General features: G+C 32.8%; 15 protein-coding genes. 4 read left to right on the top strand and 11 right to left on the bottom strand.

Annotated elements, in window-relative coordinates; all coding sequences use genetic code 11:
* Nucleotides 1–16 precede the first annotated feature (16 nt).
* Both ILYOP_RS04655 and ILYOP_RS04650 read right to left on the bottom strand, forming a co-directional pair.
* On the bottom strand, nucleotides 17–1318 hold the full coding sequence (locus ILYOP_RS04655) for an ammonium transporter (RefSeq protein WP_013387365.1): 1302 nt from the start codon (nucleotides 1316–1318) through the stop codon (nucleotides 17–19).
* Between the two features lie 54 nt (nucleotides 1319–1372).
* Entirely contained in the window at nucleotides 1373–1711 is a 339-nt protein-coding gene (locus ILYOP_RS04650) for a P-II family nitrogen regulator (protein ID WP_013387364.1), read from the bottom strand.
* A gap of 461 nt (nucleotides 1712–2172) precedes the next feature.
* Here ILYOP_RS04650 and ILYOP_RS04645 point away from each other — a divergent pair, with 461 nt between their 5' ends.
* On the top strand, nucleotides 2173–3552 hold the full coding sequence (locus tag ILYOP_RS04645; protein WP_013387363.1) for a TldD/PmbA family protein: 1380 nt from the start codon (nucleotides 2173–2175) through the stop codon (nucleotides 3550–3552).
* Nucleotides 3553–3606: 54 nt separating this feature from the next.
* On the opposite strand, the gene ILYOP_RS04640 is transcribed toward ILYOP_RS04645, so the two are convergent.
* The 9 genes from ILYOP_RS04640 to ILYOP_RS04610 all read right to left on the bottom strand — a co-directional run bounded on the left by ILYOP_RS04640 (nucleotide 3607) and on the right by ILYOP_RS04610 (nucleotide 14768).
* Nucleotides 3607–4935 carry a hypothetical protein gene (locus ILYOP_RS04640; protein ID WP_013387362.1) on the bottom strand — a complete coding sequence of 443 codons (1329 nt, stop codon included), beginning with the start codon at nucleotides 4933–4935 and terminating at the stop codon, nucleotides 3607–3609.
* A gap of 40 nt (nucleotides 4936–4975) precedes the next feature.
* Entirely contained in the window at nucleotides 4976–5665 is a 690-nt protein-coding gene (locus ILYOP_RS04635) for an Abi-alpha family protein (RefSeq protein WP_013387361.1), read from the bottom strand.
* Between the two features lie 84 nt (nucleotides 5666–5749).
* Complete coding sequence (locus tag ILYOP_RS04630) at nucleotides 5750–6763, bottom strand: HsdM family class I SAM-dependent methyltransferase (protein ID WP_280985346.1); 1014 nt, start codon at nucleotides 6761–6763, stop codon at nucleotides 5750–5752.
* 5 nt (nucleotides 6764–6768) lie between these two features.
* Entirely contained in the window at nucleotides 6769–7101 is a 333-nt protein-coding gene (locus ILYOP_RS15960; RefSeq protein WP_222838871.1) for a hypothetical protein, read from the bottom strand.
* Between the two features lie 118 nt (nucleotides 7102–7219).
* A complete protein-coding gene (locus tag ILYOP_RS15115) occupies nucleotides 7220–8722 on the bottom strand; it encodes a restriction endonuclease subunit S (protein ID WP_013387360.1) in 1503 nt (500 codons plus the stop codon).
* Nucleotides 8723–8786: 64 nt separating this feature from the next.
* Nucleotides 8787–10187 (bottom strand): type I restriction-modification enzyme R subunit C-terminal domain-containing protein, encoded by a 1401-nt coding sequence (locus ILYOP_RS15955; protein ID WP_342633608.1) that lies wholly within the window; start codon nucleotides 10185–10187, stop codon nucleotides 8787–8789.
* Nucleotides 10188–10208: 21 nt separating this feature from the next.
* Nucleotides 10209–11555: a DEAD/DEAH box helicase family protein gene (locus ILYOP_RS15950; RefSeq protein ID WP_222838869.1), complete on the bottom strand. Its 1347-nt coding sequence runs from the start codon at nucleotides 11553–11555 to the stop codon at nucleotides 10209–10211.
* Nucleotides 11556–11631: 76 nt separating this feature from the next.
* The gene (locus ILYOP_RS04615; RefSeq protein ID WP_013387359.1) at nucleotides 11632–12621 is read right to left on the bottom strand and encodes a helix-turn-helix domain-containing protein; all 990 of its coding nucleotides are present in this window, start codon (nucleotides 12619–12621) and stop codon (nucleotides 11632–11634) included.
* Between the two features lie 383 nt (nucleotides 12622–13004).
* Complete coding sequence (locus ILYOP_RS04610; RefSeq protein WP_013387358.1) at nucleotides 13005–14768, bottom strand: DUF2779 domain-containing protein; 1764 nt, start codon at nucleotides 14766–14768, stop codon at nucleotides 13005–13007.
* A 244-nt stretch (nucleotides 14769–15012) separates the two neighbouring features.
* Between ILYOP_RS04610 and ILYOP_RS04605 the strand changes: the two genes are divergently transcribed.
* The 3 genes from ILYOP_RS04605 to ILYOP_RS04595 all read left to right on the top strand — a co-directional run bounded on the left by ILYOP_RS04605 (nucleotide 15013) and on the right by ILYOP_RS04595 (nucleotide 16522).
* Nucleotides 15013–15498, top strand: a complete 486-nt coding sequence (locus ILYOP_RS04605) for a hypothetical protein (protein ID WP_013387357.1) — start codon at nucleotides 15013–15015, stop codon at nucleotides 15496–15498.
* Nucleotides 15498–15725: a hypothetical protein gene (locus tag ILYOP_RS04600; protein WP_013387356.1), complete on the top strand. Its 228-nt coding sequence runs from the start codon at nucleotides 15498–15500 to the stop codon at nucleotides 15723–15725. The genes ILYOP_RS04605 and ILYOP_RS04600 overlap by 1 nt, the downstream gene beginning before the upstream one ends.
* Nucleotides 15726–16120: 395 nt before the next feature.
* Nucleotides 16121–16522 (top strand): hypothetical protein, encoded by a 402-nt coding sequence (locus ILYOP_RS04595; protein WP_013387355.1) that lies wholly within the window; start codon nucleotides 16121–16123, stop codon nucleotides 16520–16522.

Genomic DNA, 16522 nt, shown 5'->3' with positions numbered 1-16522 from the left:
TACTACATAATTTAGATTACTTGAATAGCGATACTTCTGTGTGAGAAGGGAACTCAGGATAAGCTGAGTAACCGTGCTCTCCTATATCTAGACCTTCTATCTCTTCTTTTGCTGACACACGTAGTCCCATAACAGCTTTTACTACATTAAATATGATTAAACCTCCCACAAAGGCTACTACAAATGCCGCTGCGATACCTATTGCCTGTACTCCTATAATTTTTGGATCAAACAATTTTTCAGCATTGAAAATTCCAGCTGCAAGAGTTCCCCAAGCTCCATTGACACCGTGTACTGAGACAGCTCCAACTGGATCATCGATATGCATCTTATCAATAAATAATACTGATAGAACAACAAGTACTCCTGCTACCAATCCTATTATCACAGATGCCCAAGGATCAACATTTGCACATCCAGCAGTGATACCTACTAGCCCAGCCAGAGAACCATTAAGTGTCATACCAATATCAGCCTTTTTAAATATCATCTGAGATATAACGAGAGCAGATATAGATCCAGCAGCAGCGGCTAAAGATGTATTTGTAGCGATAAGACCTATTTCAGATGTACCAGTTGTAGTACTTCCACAGTTAAATCCGAACCAACCAAACCAAAGGATGAATACACCTAAAGAAGCTAAAGGTATAGAGTGACCAGGTATAGCTGAGATTTCTTTGTCTTTGAATTTACCGATTCTTGGTCCTAAAACGATTGCAGCAGCTAGGGCAGCCCATCCACCAACAGAGTGAACTACAGTAGATCCGGCAAAATCGATGAATCCCATGTTTTCAAGCCATCCAGTTGATTGCCCAAAAAGACTTCCCCATGCCCAGTGACCAAAGATAGGATAAACAAAGGCAGTTATTAAAAAACTAGATACAAGGTAAGAACCAAATTTTGTTCTCTCTGCCATGGCTCCAGAAACTATTGTTGCAGCTGTAGCAGCAAATACACCTTGGAAAATAAAGAATGTCCAGTCCCAGTCAGCAAGACCCATTCCAAAAAAGTTTGTAGTTCCTAAAAGGTTTCCCTTACCAAACATAAAGGCGAAACCAACAGCCCAGAATGCCAAAATACCCATGGAAAAGTCCATTACATTTTTCATTATGATGTTTCCTGCATTTTTTGCTCTTGTAAATCCAGCTTCTACCATTGCAAATCCAGCTTGCATAAAGAATACCATTGCGGCAGCAATCAATGTCCATGTCCAGTTAAGGTTAGTCTGTACCTCTTCGGCTCCAACTTCTGCAAATGCACTAAGACCCATTGTCAGCATTAAGCATAAAACTATCGCTTTCCATTTCATCTTTTTCATAATAAATCCCCCCTAAAAAATTATAATTTCTTTTTATGTAAATATAATCGTTTATTAAATAGCTTCTTTACCTTTTTCTCCAGAGCTAATTCTTATTATTTCCTCATTTGGGAATATAAATATTTTTCCGTCTCCAGGCTCTCCCTCTCTGACACTTTCCATTATAACCTTTATTATTTTTTCCAAGTTTTCCTCTTTACATAAAATTTCAATTTTAAGCTTTTTGATAAAATCTGTCTTGTATTCTACCCCCCTGAAAATTTCTATTTTTCCTTTTTGTCGTCCAAATCCTCGTACCTCAGTTACAGTCATTCCACCGATGCCGTTATCAACCAACGCCTTTTTTAAAACTTCAAGTCTGTTGGGTCTTATAATCGCTTGGATCCTTTTCATAAGTAACAAGCCTCCCTTTTAATAAAACTCTTTATTATGATTTATATTGATGGTAAAATAAAAAAAGTCCGCACTACTTCCACTGAATTAAACAGAAAAATAAATTTTCTATAATAATGAAAGTAAGCCGACCGCAAGTCTTCTCAGGATGAAATGAGGGTTACTCTATTTCGACTGCCGAAGAATGTCATTTACTCGATGTATTCTTTTGTTATTCTCTATTGATATAATATATCTTGTTTACGGGCATTTGTCAACATTTTTTTTTATTTTATAAAGAACAAAAATTAAAGTTTTATATAGAAAAACCTATTTATAATGGGATCTAGAAGATATCTTTGTAATTGTGACTACTGTTATTTTAAATTTTATTTTTTATTAATAATTTTTATAATGGTATTTTCAAGTTAATTTTGATAGTATTTTCTTAATAAATGAAATTTTTGAAATGGAGGTTTATTATGTTAGATAAAATATTGATAGAAGATATTCTGATACAGGCTTTATCCACTGGTGGTGACTTTGCCGAGGTATTTATAGAAGAAAAATTTAATACAGGATTATTTATGATTGACGGCAGTATAGAAAAATCTCTTTCAGGTAAAGATTTTGGAGTAGGTATAAGGATATTCAAGGGACTTTTTTCTGTATATGCCTATACAAATGAAGTTACGAGAGGGTCACTTATGGAAACCTCTAAAAGAGCCGCAGAAGCTATAAAAGGTACTAACAGTGACATAACCATCAATCTAATTAAACAGGATATAGAAAACAGGCACAAAATACTTCTGCCTCCTGATAAAGTGGGGAAAGACAGAAAAGTAGAGATTATGAAAAGAGCTCATAGAGCTGCATCTTCATATGATGATTCTATATCTCAGGTGAGGATAAGCTACTCCGACTCTGTACAGAATGTTATGATCGCCAATTCAGAAGGCTTGTGGACTGAAGACACTAGGACACGTTCTAGGATAGGTATAGAAAGTGTCGCTTCAAAAGATAATGATATGCAAACTGGTTCATACAGACCGGGAGCTCTAAAGGGATTTGAATTTTTTGAGGACATAAATGTAGAAGAGTGCGGTATAGAGGCTTCTAGAATAGCAAAGACGATGCTAAATGCCAAATACTGTCCCAGTGGAAAATTCCCGGTAATAATCGACAATGAATTTGGAGGTGTCATTTTTCATGAAGCCTGTGGACACGGTCTTGAAGCCACTAGTGTGGCAAAGGGAAACTCTGTATTTGCAGGTAAACTAGGGCAAAAAGTTGCCTCTGATCTGGTGAGTGCAGTTGATGACGGGACTTTAGAAAATGAATGGGGTTCGTCGAATATAGATGATGAAGGAACTCCTACAAAAAGAAATCTTCTTATAGAAAATGGAATTTTAAAAGGATACATGATTGATAAATTAAACGGAAGAAGAATGAACATGGAAAGTACTGGAAGTGCAAGAAGAGAATCTTATAAATTTGCTCCTACATCAAGAATGACCAATACTTTTATTTTGGCAGGAAAATCAAAGTTGAATGAAATGATTTCAAATACAGAAAACGGTATCTATGCAAAGAGAATGGGAGGAGGTTCTGTAAACCCTGCAACAGGTGATTTCAATTTTTCTGTGATGGAAGGATACCTGATCGAGAACGGTAAAATAACTGAGCCTGTAAGGGGAGCTACCCTTATAGGAAACGGGCCTGAAGTTCTAAACAAGATTGATATGATAGGAGACAACTTGGCTCACGGTCAAGGAATGTGCGGATCTGTTTCAGGTAGCATCCCTGCTAATGTAGGACAACCAGCTATCAAAGTTTTGGAACTTACAGTCGGTGGTAGGTAATAATAATGTTAAAAGACACCCTATATTTGGGTGTCTTTTTAACATTAACATAATTTATCTTATTGAATAATCTCTTATAAACCTATTTAGTTCTTTTGTACTTAATGGCAGAGAGAGTATTATACGTAGTTTATTGAGTTCTTTATAAAAGTACCAAAGATTATAACATGTTATGAAGCTGTCCCATAACTTCATTAAAAAAAGTACTAAAGACATTTTTTTACTTGAACCATTATTTTTTTTGAAAGTTATATTTTGGCTAACACTATCAAATGAATAAGAATTATGGCCTATTGAATTCCTTATTTCTTTGTCAAGATCGCTTTCAAGAAGTTTATTAAAATAGCTTTCATTCTCATTTATGAAGTTAAGTTTATGTCCGTTGGATAGTTTTCTATATTTTGATAAAGTTTTCGTTTTTGAGGCTCCAGTTACTTGCATATTATTAAAATCATTATTTATTATTAAATTATCTATAGCTATTACTATATCACTACAAGATAGTATCACTTCGTAATTATCTATATAAATATCTTTTATCTCTTCAAAAGTAACTGTAGTAATTCCTTTATTGTCAAAAAAATTATCCTCCATATCTCCAAGATACTTTAACCCAAAGATTGGAATTAAATTCTCAAAACGTTCTACAATTTTCCCTATTTGACTAAAAAGTTTTTTTTGGAGTTCTTCGCAGCTCTCTTTATTCTCAATAATTAAAGAATAAAGTTTATTCGGGTTATTTAAAGAGAGGCTTATTTGATCTTCTAAATTATTTCTTTTTTCAGCGAAATCATTAGGAGTAATTTGGGTAATAATAGTTGAAAAGGAAATATTTTTTAAATTAAATGCTTCTAACTCTATGTTTTTATAATCATCAGAGATTTCCTTAAGGTATTCAAATTCGGGAAACGAACTGATAACTTTCTTAATGATTTTATAATTCCTATTATTCCATAGATCTTCGACATCTTTTAAAGTTTGCCATTCCTTAGACCTATCACCAATTAATGATTTAAATTTAAACTTGAAATCTTCAATATTATTTTTCCCCTTAGTTAAAGCTCCGTGAAACATCAGATTTTTAATAACAGGTGAAATAAGAGAAGTAGCAAATTCATATTTCTCTACCTTTTTAGTCATTAGCTCTCCTGAGAGTTCAATAGTATATTCTGGCTCTCCCTCACTACTTCCAACTAATTTTGCGTTACTAAACTTTATTCTATAATCAACATCTTCTGGAATCATGGTTAGAGTTCCTCTTAAAACTACGCCACATCCACAGCATGGAACTCTCAAAGGAACGTTTTCAATAAAACCCATTATAGTTCTAGTCAAGGTTTTAGTCCCACAATAATTACATTCTATAATTTGTCTAACAGTCATAATTAGTTCCCCCTATACCAAAATTTTCTTTCTGTGATTCTTAGATCCTTTCCCCCTCTATATACTCCATCAATCTCTCTCCTAAAATGGTTGTCCTCAAAGGATCGTTTCCATTCATTGAAGCACTGACCAATAATCCCTTATAGATTAGATTATATAAATAGACTTCAAAGTTCTCTTTACTATAAGCTTGGTTTAAGCCTTTAATTCCATCTAAATAATCTCTAAGTTTTTCCTTTTCTACCCAGTCCTCCATACTATTAGTATTTATTGGAGTTTGATTTTGTCTTATATATTTTAATATCTCAATCTCTTCTCCATGAAGTTCACTGATTATATTTAGGTATGATGAAGAAAAGTCTATCTCAGTTTTCGCAGTAATCTCATCCTTTATTATCTTCTTAAACACATCTTTTTTATATTGAGTTTTACAACTACTAGCTTTTACTAACACTTTCTCTAGAACATCATTGAAATACTCTCCCTCTAAAAATGGATCATCTATATCTTTAATTTCTTTTCCAATGAAACTATTAAGTTCTTCTAAAAATTTAAGCATCTTTTCATTTCTTCCATTTACTCTATCTTGGGCAAACTTATTTAAATATGAGGCTAACTCAACTCCTCCGTATAACAACATCCCTGCAACAGGATTTACAAATGTAGTTGCTGTTGCTAAATATTTTCCTGCACGCTCTGCTCCATCCTCAAACTTCTCTGTATTGCTCATATACTTCCCCCCTCTATATCATTCTAAAATTCATTGCAAAAACTAAGTAGAGGCCCATTTCAGAGCCTCTAACATCATATTATTTTAATCCTCTAAAAAATCATTGATCTCCTTAAAACTCTCTAGGGCAGCCTCTATGTTCTCTATAATATCTCCAGCTAGCACCTCAGGAGCAGGAAGGTTATCAAGGTCTGTCAAACTCTTATCCTTAATCCAGAAGATATCCAGACTGGTCTTATCCTTCTCAGCAATCTCTTCATAGGAAAACTTTTTGAATCTTCCCTCTGGGTTTTCTTCAGACCAGGTTTCCTTTCTATCAAACCTGTTTTCAGGGTTATAACACTTTATAAAATCCTCCAGATCTTTAAAGCTTAATGGACTCTTCTTTAAAGTAAAGTGCTTATTAGTTCTAAGGTCATAATACCATATCTCCTTGGTCTTTACATCTTCTCCAGCAGGCTTATTATCAAAGAAAAGTACATTTGCCTTTACCCCTTGTTTATAGAAAATTCCTGTAGGAAGCCTTAATATTGTATGGAGTTCTGTATTCATGAGGAGCTTCTTTCTGATTGTTTCACCAGCTCCACCTTCAAATAACACATTGTCAGGTACTACTACTGCAGCTTTACCTGTGCTATTTAATAGTGAATGTATATGTTGCATAAAGTTTAGCTGCTTATTAGACGTAGTTACCCAGAAATCCTGTCTGTTGTAAGTAAGGTCATCCTTAACTTTTTTATTATCATCATTTGTAAATGTCATACTGCTCTTTGTCCCAAACGGAGGATTAGCGAGCACATAGTCAACAGTTTTAGAAGGACTTGAAACAAGTGAGTCATTAGGAGATATCACTGATTCCCCTGTGATCTCACCTATACCATGTAGGAATAGATTCATAAGCGCAAGCCTTCTTGTACTTGCAACAATCTCATTTCCAAAAAAGGTCTCCTTTTTTAGAAACTCCTTCTCTTCTCTGTTCATTCTGTAGTTATCCGATAAATAGTCATAAGCAGCTAGGAAAAATCCTCCTGTTCCACATGCTGGATCACAGATTGTTTTTTTAGGTTCCAACTTCATACATTCTACCATAGCTTTAATTACTGCTAGTATTGTCCCGCTCCACTCTTTGTGTCATCAGCAAATTTTTGTAGAAGTCCCTCATAGATATTCCCCTTTACATCTGCCCCCATAATAACCCAGCTTTCATCATCTATCATCTTAACTAGTTTATATAACTTTGCTGGATCCTGAATCCTATTTTGAGACTTTGTAAAGATCTGTCCAAGCATACCTGGCTTATTCCCTAACTCTCTAAGGACAGTCATATAGTGTGATTCTAATTTTATACCGCTTTTATCTTTCAGTGATTCCCAGTTATACTCATTAGGAATTCCAGATTCCTTTCTATATGGTGGTTTGGAATACTCATCAGCCATCTTTAGGAATATCAGATAGGTAAGCTATTCCAGGTAGTCTCCATATCCTATTCCATCGTCCCTTAGTGTATTACAAAAATTATCAACCTTGGTAAGTAGTGCATTAGTTTCCGTCATATTATCCCTCTTTTTCTTCTTTGGTTTTTTTCAATAGGTTTTCTGCAGAATTTTCTCCTGTTATTAATCCTTGGTTTTCTTTTCTCCACTCTTTAGTTAGTTTCCCACTAAATGCTTTATTAAGGATACTTTGCCTTAATAATTCAGATCGCTTCAGACTACTCCTAAGAGTTCTCTCAAGATTTTCACAAATAGAAAGCTTTTCTTCAACAATCTTAATAACTTCATTCTGCTCATCTAAAGAGCATATAGGTGCAAGAACATTTGACACATCTGTCTGATTGATACTTGCCTGGTTAACTGCATGCTTAGCATTTTTTCTTAGCTCACTTATTCCTATTCTACTAGTTAAATACAATGTAATAAATTTAGATACAATATTCTTATTATCAACTGTAATTTTCATGATATTACTTTCAAAAACTGTGGATTCGTCTATATTTTGACACAATCCACATTTTCCTAGGTAATCAATACTATTGACTCTATTAATTAATATGTTGTTATTTGTCAATTTATATTTCTCTACCTCTTCTTCTGTTAATTTTAAACTTTTAAATGTTTTTTTACTATTAATCACACCATCATAAAAATTATCAATCCTAATTATTTTTGTTCCTTCTCCATATAAGTTAGCAGGTTTATAAATTCCATTTTGTGGAGATTCTGTAAAAGTATTCCCAAAGGCCATCCAAGTCCACCCTTGAATATTTTTCATTTTATTAGTTGATAAAGTAAATTCTTTTAATTTACTAGGCCTACTTGGCTTTTTTCCAACTTCTCCTCTACTCTTCCACTCCTCTACTCTTTCCTTCCACTCCTCCAGCTGATTCTCATAATACTCCACTCTTGCTTCTTTTATCTTCTCCACAAGAACTTCAGGATCCTCAACCTTATCTGGATTACTCCTTCTCCACTCCTCTGTAAGCTTACCTTCAAAGGCATCCCTTAATATGGACTGTCTGTATAGCTTCAGCTGCTTCTGAGCCCTCTTAAGGTTTTCTATACCATTGTCTAGCTCAGAAAATAAAGATTCAATTCTTGAAACTACCTCCTCTTGTTCAGCTAATGGAGGAACAATTATTGGAATTTTTTTCATCGAAGTTTGGTTTAGTTTAAGTCTAGTCGTACCCGAAACATAATTTTTATAATTAAATTGATTTAGATAGTGCAATAAAAACTTATTATTAAAATAAGATTTAAGAATATGAGCATGATTATTTACCCAAAATTTTCCGCTAACAAGATAAGATTTACTTTTAAGAGAATCTAAAAATGGAGCACCATCTTCTCCTAAAATAACATATTCTCCTTCCAATAAATAATCATCTATATATCCTGCTAGACCTGTCGCACCATAATATTTGAATAGATCATTACAATTTTTTCCACTGACTCTTTTATCTCTTTCTATTTTGCTAATTGGCTTTCTATATCTATCATATATACCCACACATTCAATTAAAGGAACTTTTATCCACTCTATTGGTTTATTGTCATTCATGCTTTTACCTTTCTTAATTTGATTATTCATTATCGCATATTTAAACCTAAAAATAAAGGGCTGGCTATGCAGCCAGCACCTCATTTAACTCATCTATTATATCATTCATATTTTCACCAAAGAGATTATACATCCCCCCTATCCCCCCTTGAGATATAAACGGTGTATATTCCAGATCATCAACCTCCACATGGAATGAAGTAGCTATATGATCCTTTAGCATCCTCAGCCACTCCATCTGCTTTTCTGTAAACTTACTCTTAGCTCCAGAGTGCTTATCAAATATCCAGTTTTTAAAGTTTCTATTTACCACGCTATCATATGGTGTGAGTATCTCATCTATACCACACACCCTTCTTACTAAGGATACAAGGGCCACTAACTCATCCTTTGGAGATTTACCTGCTGCTCCCTCTATCTCTTCATATGCCCTCCATACATTTAGCGGGGCTAACCTTGGTTTTGCCTTCTTTAGTATCTCCATAAGCTCCTTAATCATATCAAAGGTTACTTCTCTTCTTCTGTAGGGAGTATCATAATATAATCTCAGTGCAGCAATCTCATCTCTGTTTTCCTCTATGAATCCTTTAAACTCCTCTACAACCTCTTTACTGATATCTTTTCTATTCTTATCCCATCCTGAATAGATTACCTCATCCAGATTTTTCTCATCTATGATCTGTTCCTTGGACTTCTTCAAGCCCACAAGGTATTCAATAAGGTTTCCATTGAAGTTCATCCTGGCTTTCTTTCCTAGACTCTTCTTTCCTTCCTTTAGTTGATCTTCATCTGGCACCTGACTAATATCAGTATCAAAGATCCTTCTAGCTTCCTCTTCAATCTTATCTGGATTGTGAGTATCCAGCAGATCATGTATAGTTATATTTATAGGCTTATCCTTACTATGCTTACAAAATTCCTTCTTCTCCTTATCTGTCATGTCCTGCTCCAGTCTTGATAGCCTGCTGGCAAGGGACAGATAAGTATCTTCGCTGGTATCTCCCATAAGAACCCCGTTTAGCAGCTCCTTCAGTGATACCCCTCTCTTTCTTTCTAGAGGTCTGGAATCTGTCTTAGTAGACTTTGTAACTCCCACAGCATCCACTATAATAAAGTGATTTTTACTCACAGCTGAAGGTGTTACCTTCCTAAGAGCCTCGTGTTCTATTACCCTTGTTCCTCTTCCTATCATCTGCTCAAAGTAGTTACGAGACCTTACGTCCCTCATAAAAAGAAGGCATTCCAGAGGCTTTACATCTGTTCCCGTTGCAATCATATCTACAGTTACTGCTATTCTCGGATTATAATCATTTCTAAAGGAACTCAGCAGTGATTTAGCATCTTCCTTTGCCTTATGGGTGATCTTCTTACAAAACTCATTCCCTTTATTAAACTCCTCCCTTACAACCTCAATTATATCCTCAGCATGGCTGTCTGTTCTGGCAAATATAAGTGTTTTGGGAATCTCCTCTCTCTTCGGAAATATCTATTTTTCTATTGATCTTTTAAACTCTTTAATAATATTTCTTATCTGACTTTTATTGACAACTTCTTTATCAAGTTTTGCTCTGTCATACTCAAAATCTTCATCCAGCTGCGTCCATCTTTTTTTTCTGGATAACTTTTCTCTCTTTTCTACATTTTCTTCAGCTTTTAACTTTCCACCTGCTAATGATACCTTTGTATCTATTAAATAAGTGTCATACCCTACATTAACTCCATCAGCGATTGCATCCTCATGGTCATACTCACTTACTACATTTTCATTAAAAAAAGCATATGTCCTATTATCCGGTGTAGCAGTCAGTCCCACAAAAAAAGCATCGAAATAATCTAAAACCTGCTTCCAGACATTATAGATAGATCTATGGCATTCATCTATAATTATAAAATCAAAATATTCCACAGGAAGTTTTTCATTATAAACTACTTCCTTAGGTTCCTTTTTATTGTAATCCTCGCCACACTCATTTGGATTGATCTCTTCCTCGCTTTCATCCAATTCCTTATTTGATAGTATAGAGTACATCCTCTGGATAGTACTTATATATACGTGATTATCATTTGGGATATGAGGAGAGTTCAGTCTTTTTACTCCATATATCTCACTGAACTTCCTGTTCTCATTAACTGGAGAATAAGTTATAAATTCAGACTCAGCCTGCTCCCCTAAGTTCTTGGTATCTACTAAAAATAATACTCTCTTCGCCTTGGTAGACTCTAACAGCCTCCAGATAGAAGTTACCGCAGTAAAGGTCTTTCCACTTCCAGTTGCCATCTGAACCAGGGCCTTTGGCTTATTGTCTTTAAATGATCTTTCTAAATTTCCAATAGCATTAATCTGACAATCTCTCAGTCCAGTTTCATTAAGCTCTGGCATCTTTAAGATACTTTTTCTTAAACTTTCTCCCTCCTTGAACCATCTGGCCATTGTTTCTGGCCTGTGAAAAGTAAAGACCTCCCTGGCTCTTGGAAGCGGATCTCTATAGTCAGTAAAGTGTGTTATTACACCAGTGCTTTCATACCCAAAAATCAATGGCGTGTCGTTATTTATATACTTGAGCTTACTGTTGATATAACGTTTAGTCTGGTCCTCATGTTCAGTTAATCTATGGGCTTCCTCTTCTCTCTTGGCTTCCACAACTCCTACTGGATCACCATCAACAAAAAGAACATAATCAGCTGGTCCGGTACTTGTTTGATATTCTGCTATGGCTACTCCTTGGGCAGCACTAAAGTCTATACTTTTTTTATCCTGTACAGCCCATCCTGACCTTCTGAGTATTAAATCTATATTATCCCTAGCTTGATCTTCAGGTTTCTGATTAATCATTTCATACCTCCTATCTGTTCTAATATCATTCTACATTAAATTTATTATTATTTAAAACCCTTTTAATAAATATTTGTTATTTTTTATACCACCTATAAAAGTCTTCCTCCCAATCTTCGGGGCAAGAATACTTATTTTCTTCAGCATCAGGATCTTCTCCAATGAAAAAGATATCATGGTGATGCTTTTGCCTTTCATTCTCATAATAAAAATTCTTAAAAATTTCCTTAAAAACATTCATCTTTTGTTGCTCTATTTCTTTCTTTTTAATACCTTCCGTTCCTTTCTCTTTAGTGATGCTCTCCTCAGATTTAATTCTTAAGTTTGGAAACGTCATAAGTAGGTCATCTACACTATTAAACTTATACTTTTTTGAAATTCTCTCTCTTTCCTTAAAAAAACTTTTGTAATTATAATTTTCAACTGTTATATAATTAACCCCTGTTTTTGTCTGCTTTACTCTAGGAGAATCCTTTTTAAAAAAATAAAGTTCACGCTCTGAAATTCCTTCCAACTTCAAAGGTTCTTTATTGGAATAGCTTTCAACTATTCTATAGCTATCTCTTTTATTGAAAAATAATATTATATTATTTTCTAGGAATTTTCCCTGCAGTTCTGAAGCCCTTATTTTCATGTCAATAAGTGTAATGTGTTTTTCTACCTGCTGAACTTCTCCTAGGTAGGGCTCTTCATAATTTTGAGCTTCCATAAGTAGGTCATTTAATAATTCTCTTATTAATTTTAAAGCCTGTACCGATAATTTTTCATCAATTTCTATAGCTGCTTCTAAAATTCCTTCTTCTTTAAGTAAATTATAGAAATCATTATCCTCATAAAGTGTTTTTACACCTTCTTCAGTATGTGGAATATCGTAATAATGCAACATCTCTATGTATTTTTCTTCACTTACATCAGGAGAACCCTTTTCCATTCGCTGTAATGTTTTTAATGAAATCCCTTTACCACCTAGTTTTTCTTTTAAATCTTCGATTACAAATTCCTGTTTTAACCCTTGATTTGTCCTTTCTTTTTTTAGTATTAGAGCTGCCTTTTCTTTATCCAACATTATATACCTCCACATCTAGTAAATTGATTTATGACTTTTGATATCACGTTTAAATTTCTTATATTCATATATTAACCTTACTTAGACACAAAAACAAGACAATTAGAAAGACATTACACTTATAGTAAAGACATTTTTAACAAATTATTTCAAATGAACATAATAATATTTTATATTTTCTAAATTATATTATGCTTATAAATGTCTTTTTTTCTTAAGAATGTCTTCTTATTTTTTATCTTTTTCTGAAGATTTAAAAAAAAGTATTATAATATTATTTAATTTATTTATTCAGAAAGACTAAAAAAGGAGCTTTTTTATAAGCTCCCATTCTCACTATAAAATTCAAATAAATTACAGATAAATTTAATACTATAAAGATTTTAAAGGTTTTGATCTGCTAATTTCCTTAACTCTTCTAAAATCTCAACCATAGCCCAGGTATCCTGCTTGCAATACTCCTTTAATTCCTTTTGCTTTGCTTTTAACAGGTTTTCATCAGCATAGGTCAGCATAGCTTGTACACCGTCATATACAGCTAGCCCTTCATAGCTTAATGGACTAAACACTGGCAACACCTTCTTTATAGAGAAGGAACTATCTAAATCCTCATGATAATAATTAAACAGCTTTGCTTCAGGATCACTATAACCTAAACCCTTATAAAAGTTACTGTTAGTCTTCACTATATACAGCAGATCGAATATCTTTTCATTTAGTTTCTCTAGATCCACTTTGTACTTAGGAAAAATCTCAGCAAGTTCCTTCACCCTTGTTTTTTCAAAGGATTGATTATAAACGATAACATTACCACCTGCTTCTAAGTCAATATGCTCTAGCATAGTTTTTATAAAATTCTCTCTTATATCACTATGAGAATCAGCTAAAAACTCATAGTGGTCCTTTTCCTTATGACAAACCCCTGGTTCTTTCTCTATATGTAATGAAAACTGAAATACCGATTGACTATATGGCTTCTCTCCTCTAAACCTGGGTAAAGGACAAGGGAATGTTTCAAAATCTAAGTGATAAAGTGGATATTTAAGGGTTTCTAAAGCATCCTTTATTTTTTCTCTGTTAGTATAAGCTTCACCTGTTTCAACAACATTCCTCTGAATTATATTATTTTCTCTTTTTAACCAAGAATCTGGAATATCCAAAAGGTTAATATACCCTTCATTCAATAGGTCATATTGTTGTCTCTTAGTTCCACTATCATCTTCAAATCCATAATGGCTTCCTATATATGACAGAATAGAATTCTTCTCTGGAATATCCTTCCAGCAATGACTTTCATAATCACAGCCACTACACCTTCCATCTAGATAAGGTTTATCAAACTCCTCTGTTTCCATTAAGCCTTCTAAATACTCTATGTCTTCTTCTATCTTTTTTTCATAATCATTCAATAGTGGAGATATATCTATAAAAGTAATTAATTCATTCCCATCTTCATTTTGGGAATATATAGGATTTCTATCATCACTATACTCACCGTCAAAAACATATTCATGGTTCAACACAGCGAGATAGTAATTCGTCCTTTTGTCAGGTGTTCCGTTAATAATAAAATACTGATATGCAAGGTCGTAAAAGTACTTACCAACTTTGTCACCTGAATCCAATAATTTTTCTCTTTGTTTCATGTATTTTTTATCCTGTAATAAGTCTGGATTTGATGTCTCTCTTAATCTTATTACATTATCATCACCTTTTTCAAAAATAGGAATCTTATTATACTTCATGTCCATAAATTTTCTACTTGAGGTGGCTTTAACTTCTAGAATATTCAGATCATTTTCAGTTTCAGCAACAATATCTGTATAGCAAAAATACTTATTCTCTCCGTATTCTTTTTCAAATAGTCGTTGTCCATAGGGATTCCTTCTATCATGTACTTCTCCAGGTAAGTACTTTTTTGTGATCTCAGATGCTACAGATTCTACCTGATTATAATAAGGCATCATAGCTTCCAACTCATTTAGTCCATTTTCTTCATCGACTGATTCTCCTAACTTATATAATATCTCCTTAAATTTTTCATTTTTATCTTCCTTATATGGGTTTGAGGCTTCTTCAGCTCTAAAATATTCAAAGTATTTATCACATTTCATAAAATTCATAAATTTAGTCTTACTTATAATCATATTCTTCCCCCTTAAAATAATGAGTTAATAAGTCAGTATCTTTAAGATCTGGTTTCATAAATATTACTCCTATCTACCTTTATAATCTTATATTTACCACACATATTCATTTGGGCTAAATTTATTTAATTAAAAGTTCATTATAGTTGATTTTTAAGGTAAACTTATATTAAGGAAAGTCAATAAAATTAATGGTTTTAACTTGATTTTTTATTAATGAAACTAAATTTAAAGAGGTGATAATATGCCTAAAATTATAGATTGGAATAAGGTGACAATCTTAGCTAGTAAAGGCTTCTCAGTTAAGGAGATAAGCAATGAATTGGAGATAGCTCCTGGGACTCTATATAACAATAAAGAAAAGTGGGTGCCAGCTGATAAAAAGTTTTCAGATAAAATGGCTGGTGAAGTTGTGGCAGAAGTTGTGGAAGGAAAAACAGAAAATACCCCTCTTAATAGTGCTTCTACATCTAAGGAGGTAATCGAAGTAAAGGAGTTTTATAAATCTACCCTAAGAGCTATAAGAGATAAGATATCAGAGATTATTAAATCAGGACTTAATAATGAAGATTCATTTTATCAAGTTCAACTTTTAGAAAAACTTGTTAAAATATTGAAAGAAACTCGTCAAATTGATTATGTAGCTCATGATATTTTAACCTATAAAGACTTAGCAAGCTTTGAAATAATGATTAAAAAGCTAGAATTAGGAGCTAACAGGAGGGTTTAATGGATATATCAGAAAAAATCAAGAAAATAAAAAAAGAACCTAATAAAGATAGTGAAAGTTCTACTAACTTTATTATAATTAATAGCGTTTATCCTAAAACTTTTAAAGATATGGAAGACAATCACATGATGAACTATTACAAGAGAGCTAAAACTAGCTATGAAGCTTCTAAAGAAGCTATTAGAAAAATTGAAGAAGAATTAGAAAAAAGAAAGCCTTTAGTTTAAGGTTTTTTTTTATCTGAATATTGTTAAAAAATTCTCATAAAAAATATAGATTTTATTTTTAGAATAAAAGTAATAAAAAAATACTTTCAATTTTTTTTAATCCCTTAAAAATGTTTAATTTTATGGTTTTTTAAAGCTTCTAGTATCTCTAGTTGTGTTTTTTTAAATTTTTTTAAATTTTTTTAAAAAATAGTTATTTCCACTAAAATTAGTGTTTGAATTTTTTATTATAATAAGCAATAATGCTTACGAGTAATTATTAAGGAATAAGGCTAATTTTTTCCTCAATAGTTATTAAGAATTTCAAGGAGGTCTAATATGAAGAGTCATTTAATTCGATATTTATAACAACTTTAAATTTATAACCTAAAAATTAATTTTATGAGGAGTTGGAAATGGATACAATTGATTTAACAATTACAACAAATAAAAAAATTAGCGACTGCGATTGGGAAGAGCTAAGAAAAATTAAAAACATTAACGCTATTAGATTAAAGGCAAATAATAGAGTTATTGTTTTAAGCTTTCCTAGATATTTTTATACACTAGCTAATGCTTTTTTAATAACAAAGGAAAAAGAAGTTAATGAAGTTTTAGAAAATTTAGAAAATACAATTACACGTTTAGGATATAATATCGAAAGTGTTTTGTTTTTAAAGATTGATTACCCCTTTACTCATTACCGACCTGCCACAGAGTCTTTTAATAGTTGGAAACAAATTTGGGCTTTTATAAAGCTTTGTTCAGAATTAGGAGGATGGCAATATAAAGGCTATGGTGGTCTTCTGTCAATATAG

It is taken from the genome of Ilyobacter polytropus DSM 2926, from assembly GCF_000165505.1.
Lineage (GTDB): Bacteria > Fusobacteriota > Fusobacteriia > Fusobacteriales > Fusobacteriaceae > Ilyobacter > Ilyobacter polytropus.
This window is presented reverse-complemented; position numbering and strand designations above follow the sequence as displayed.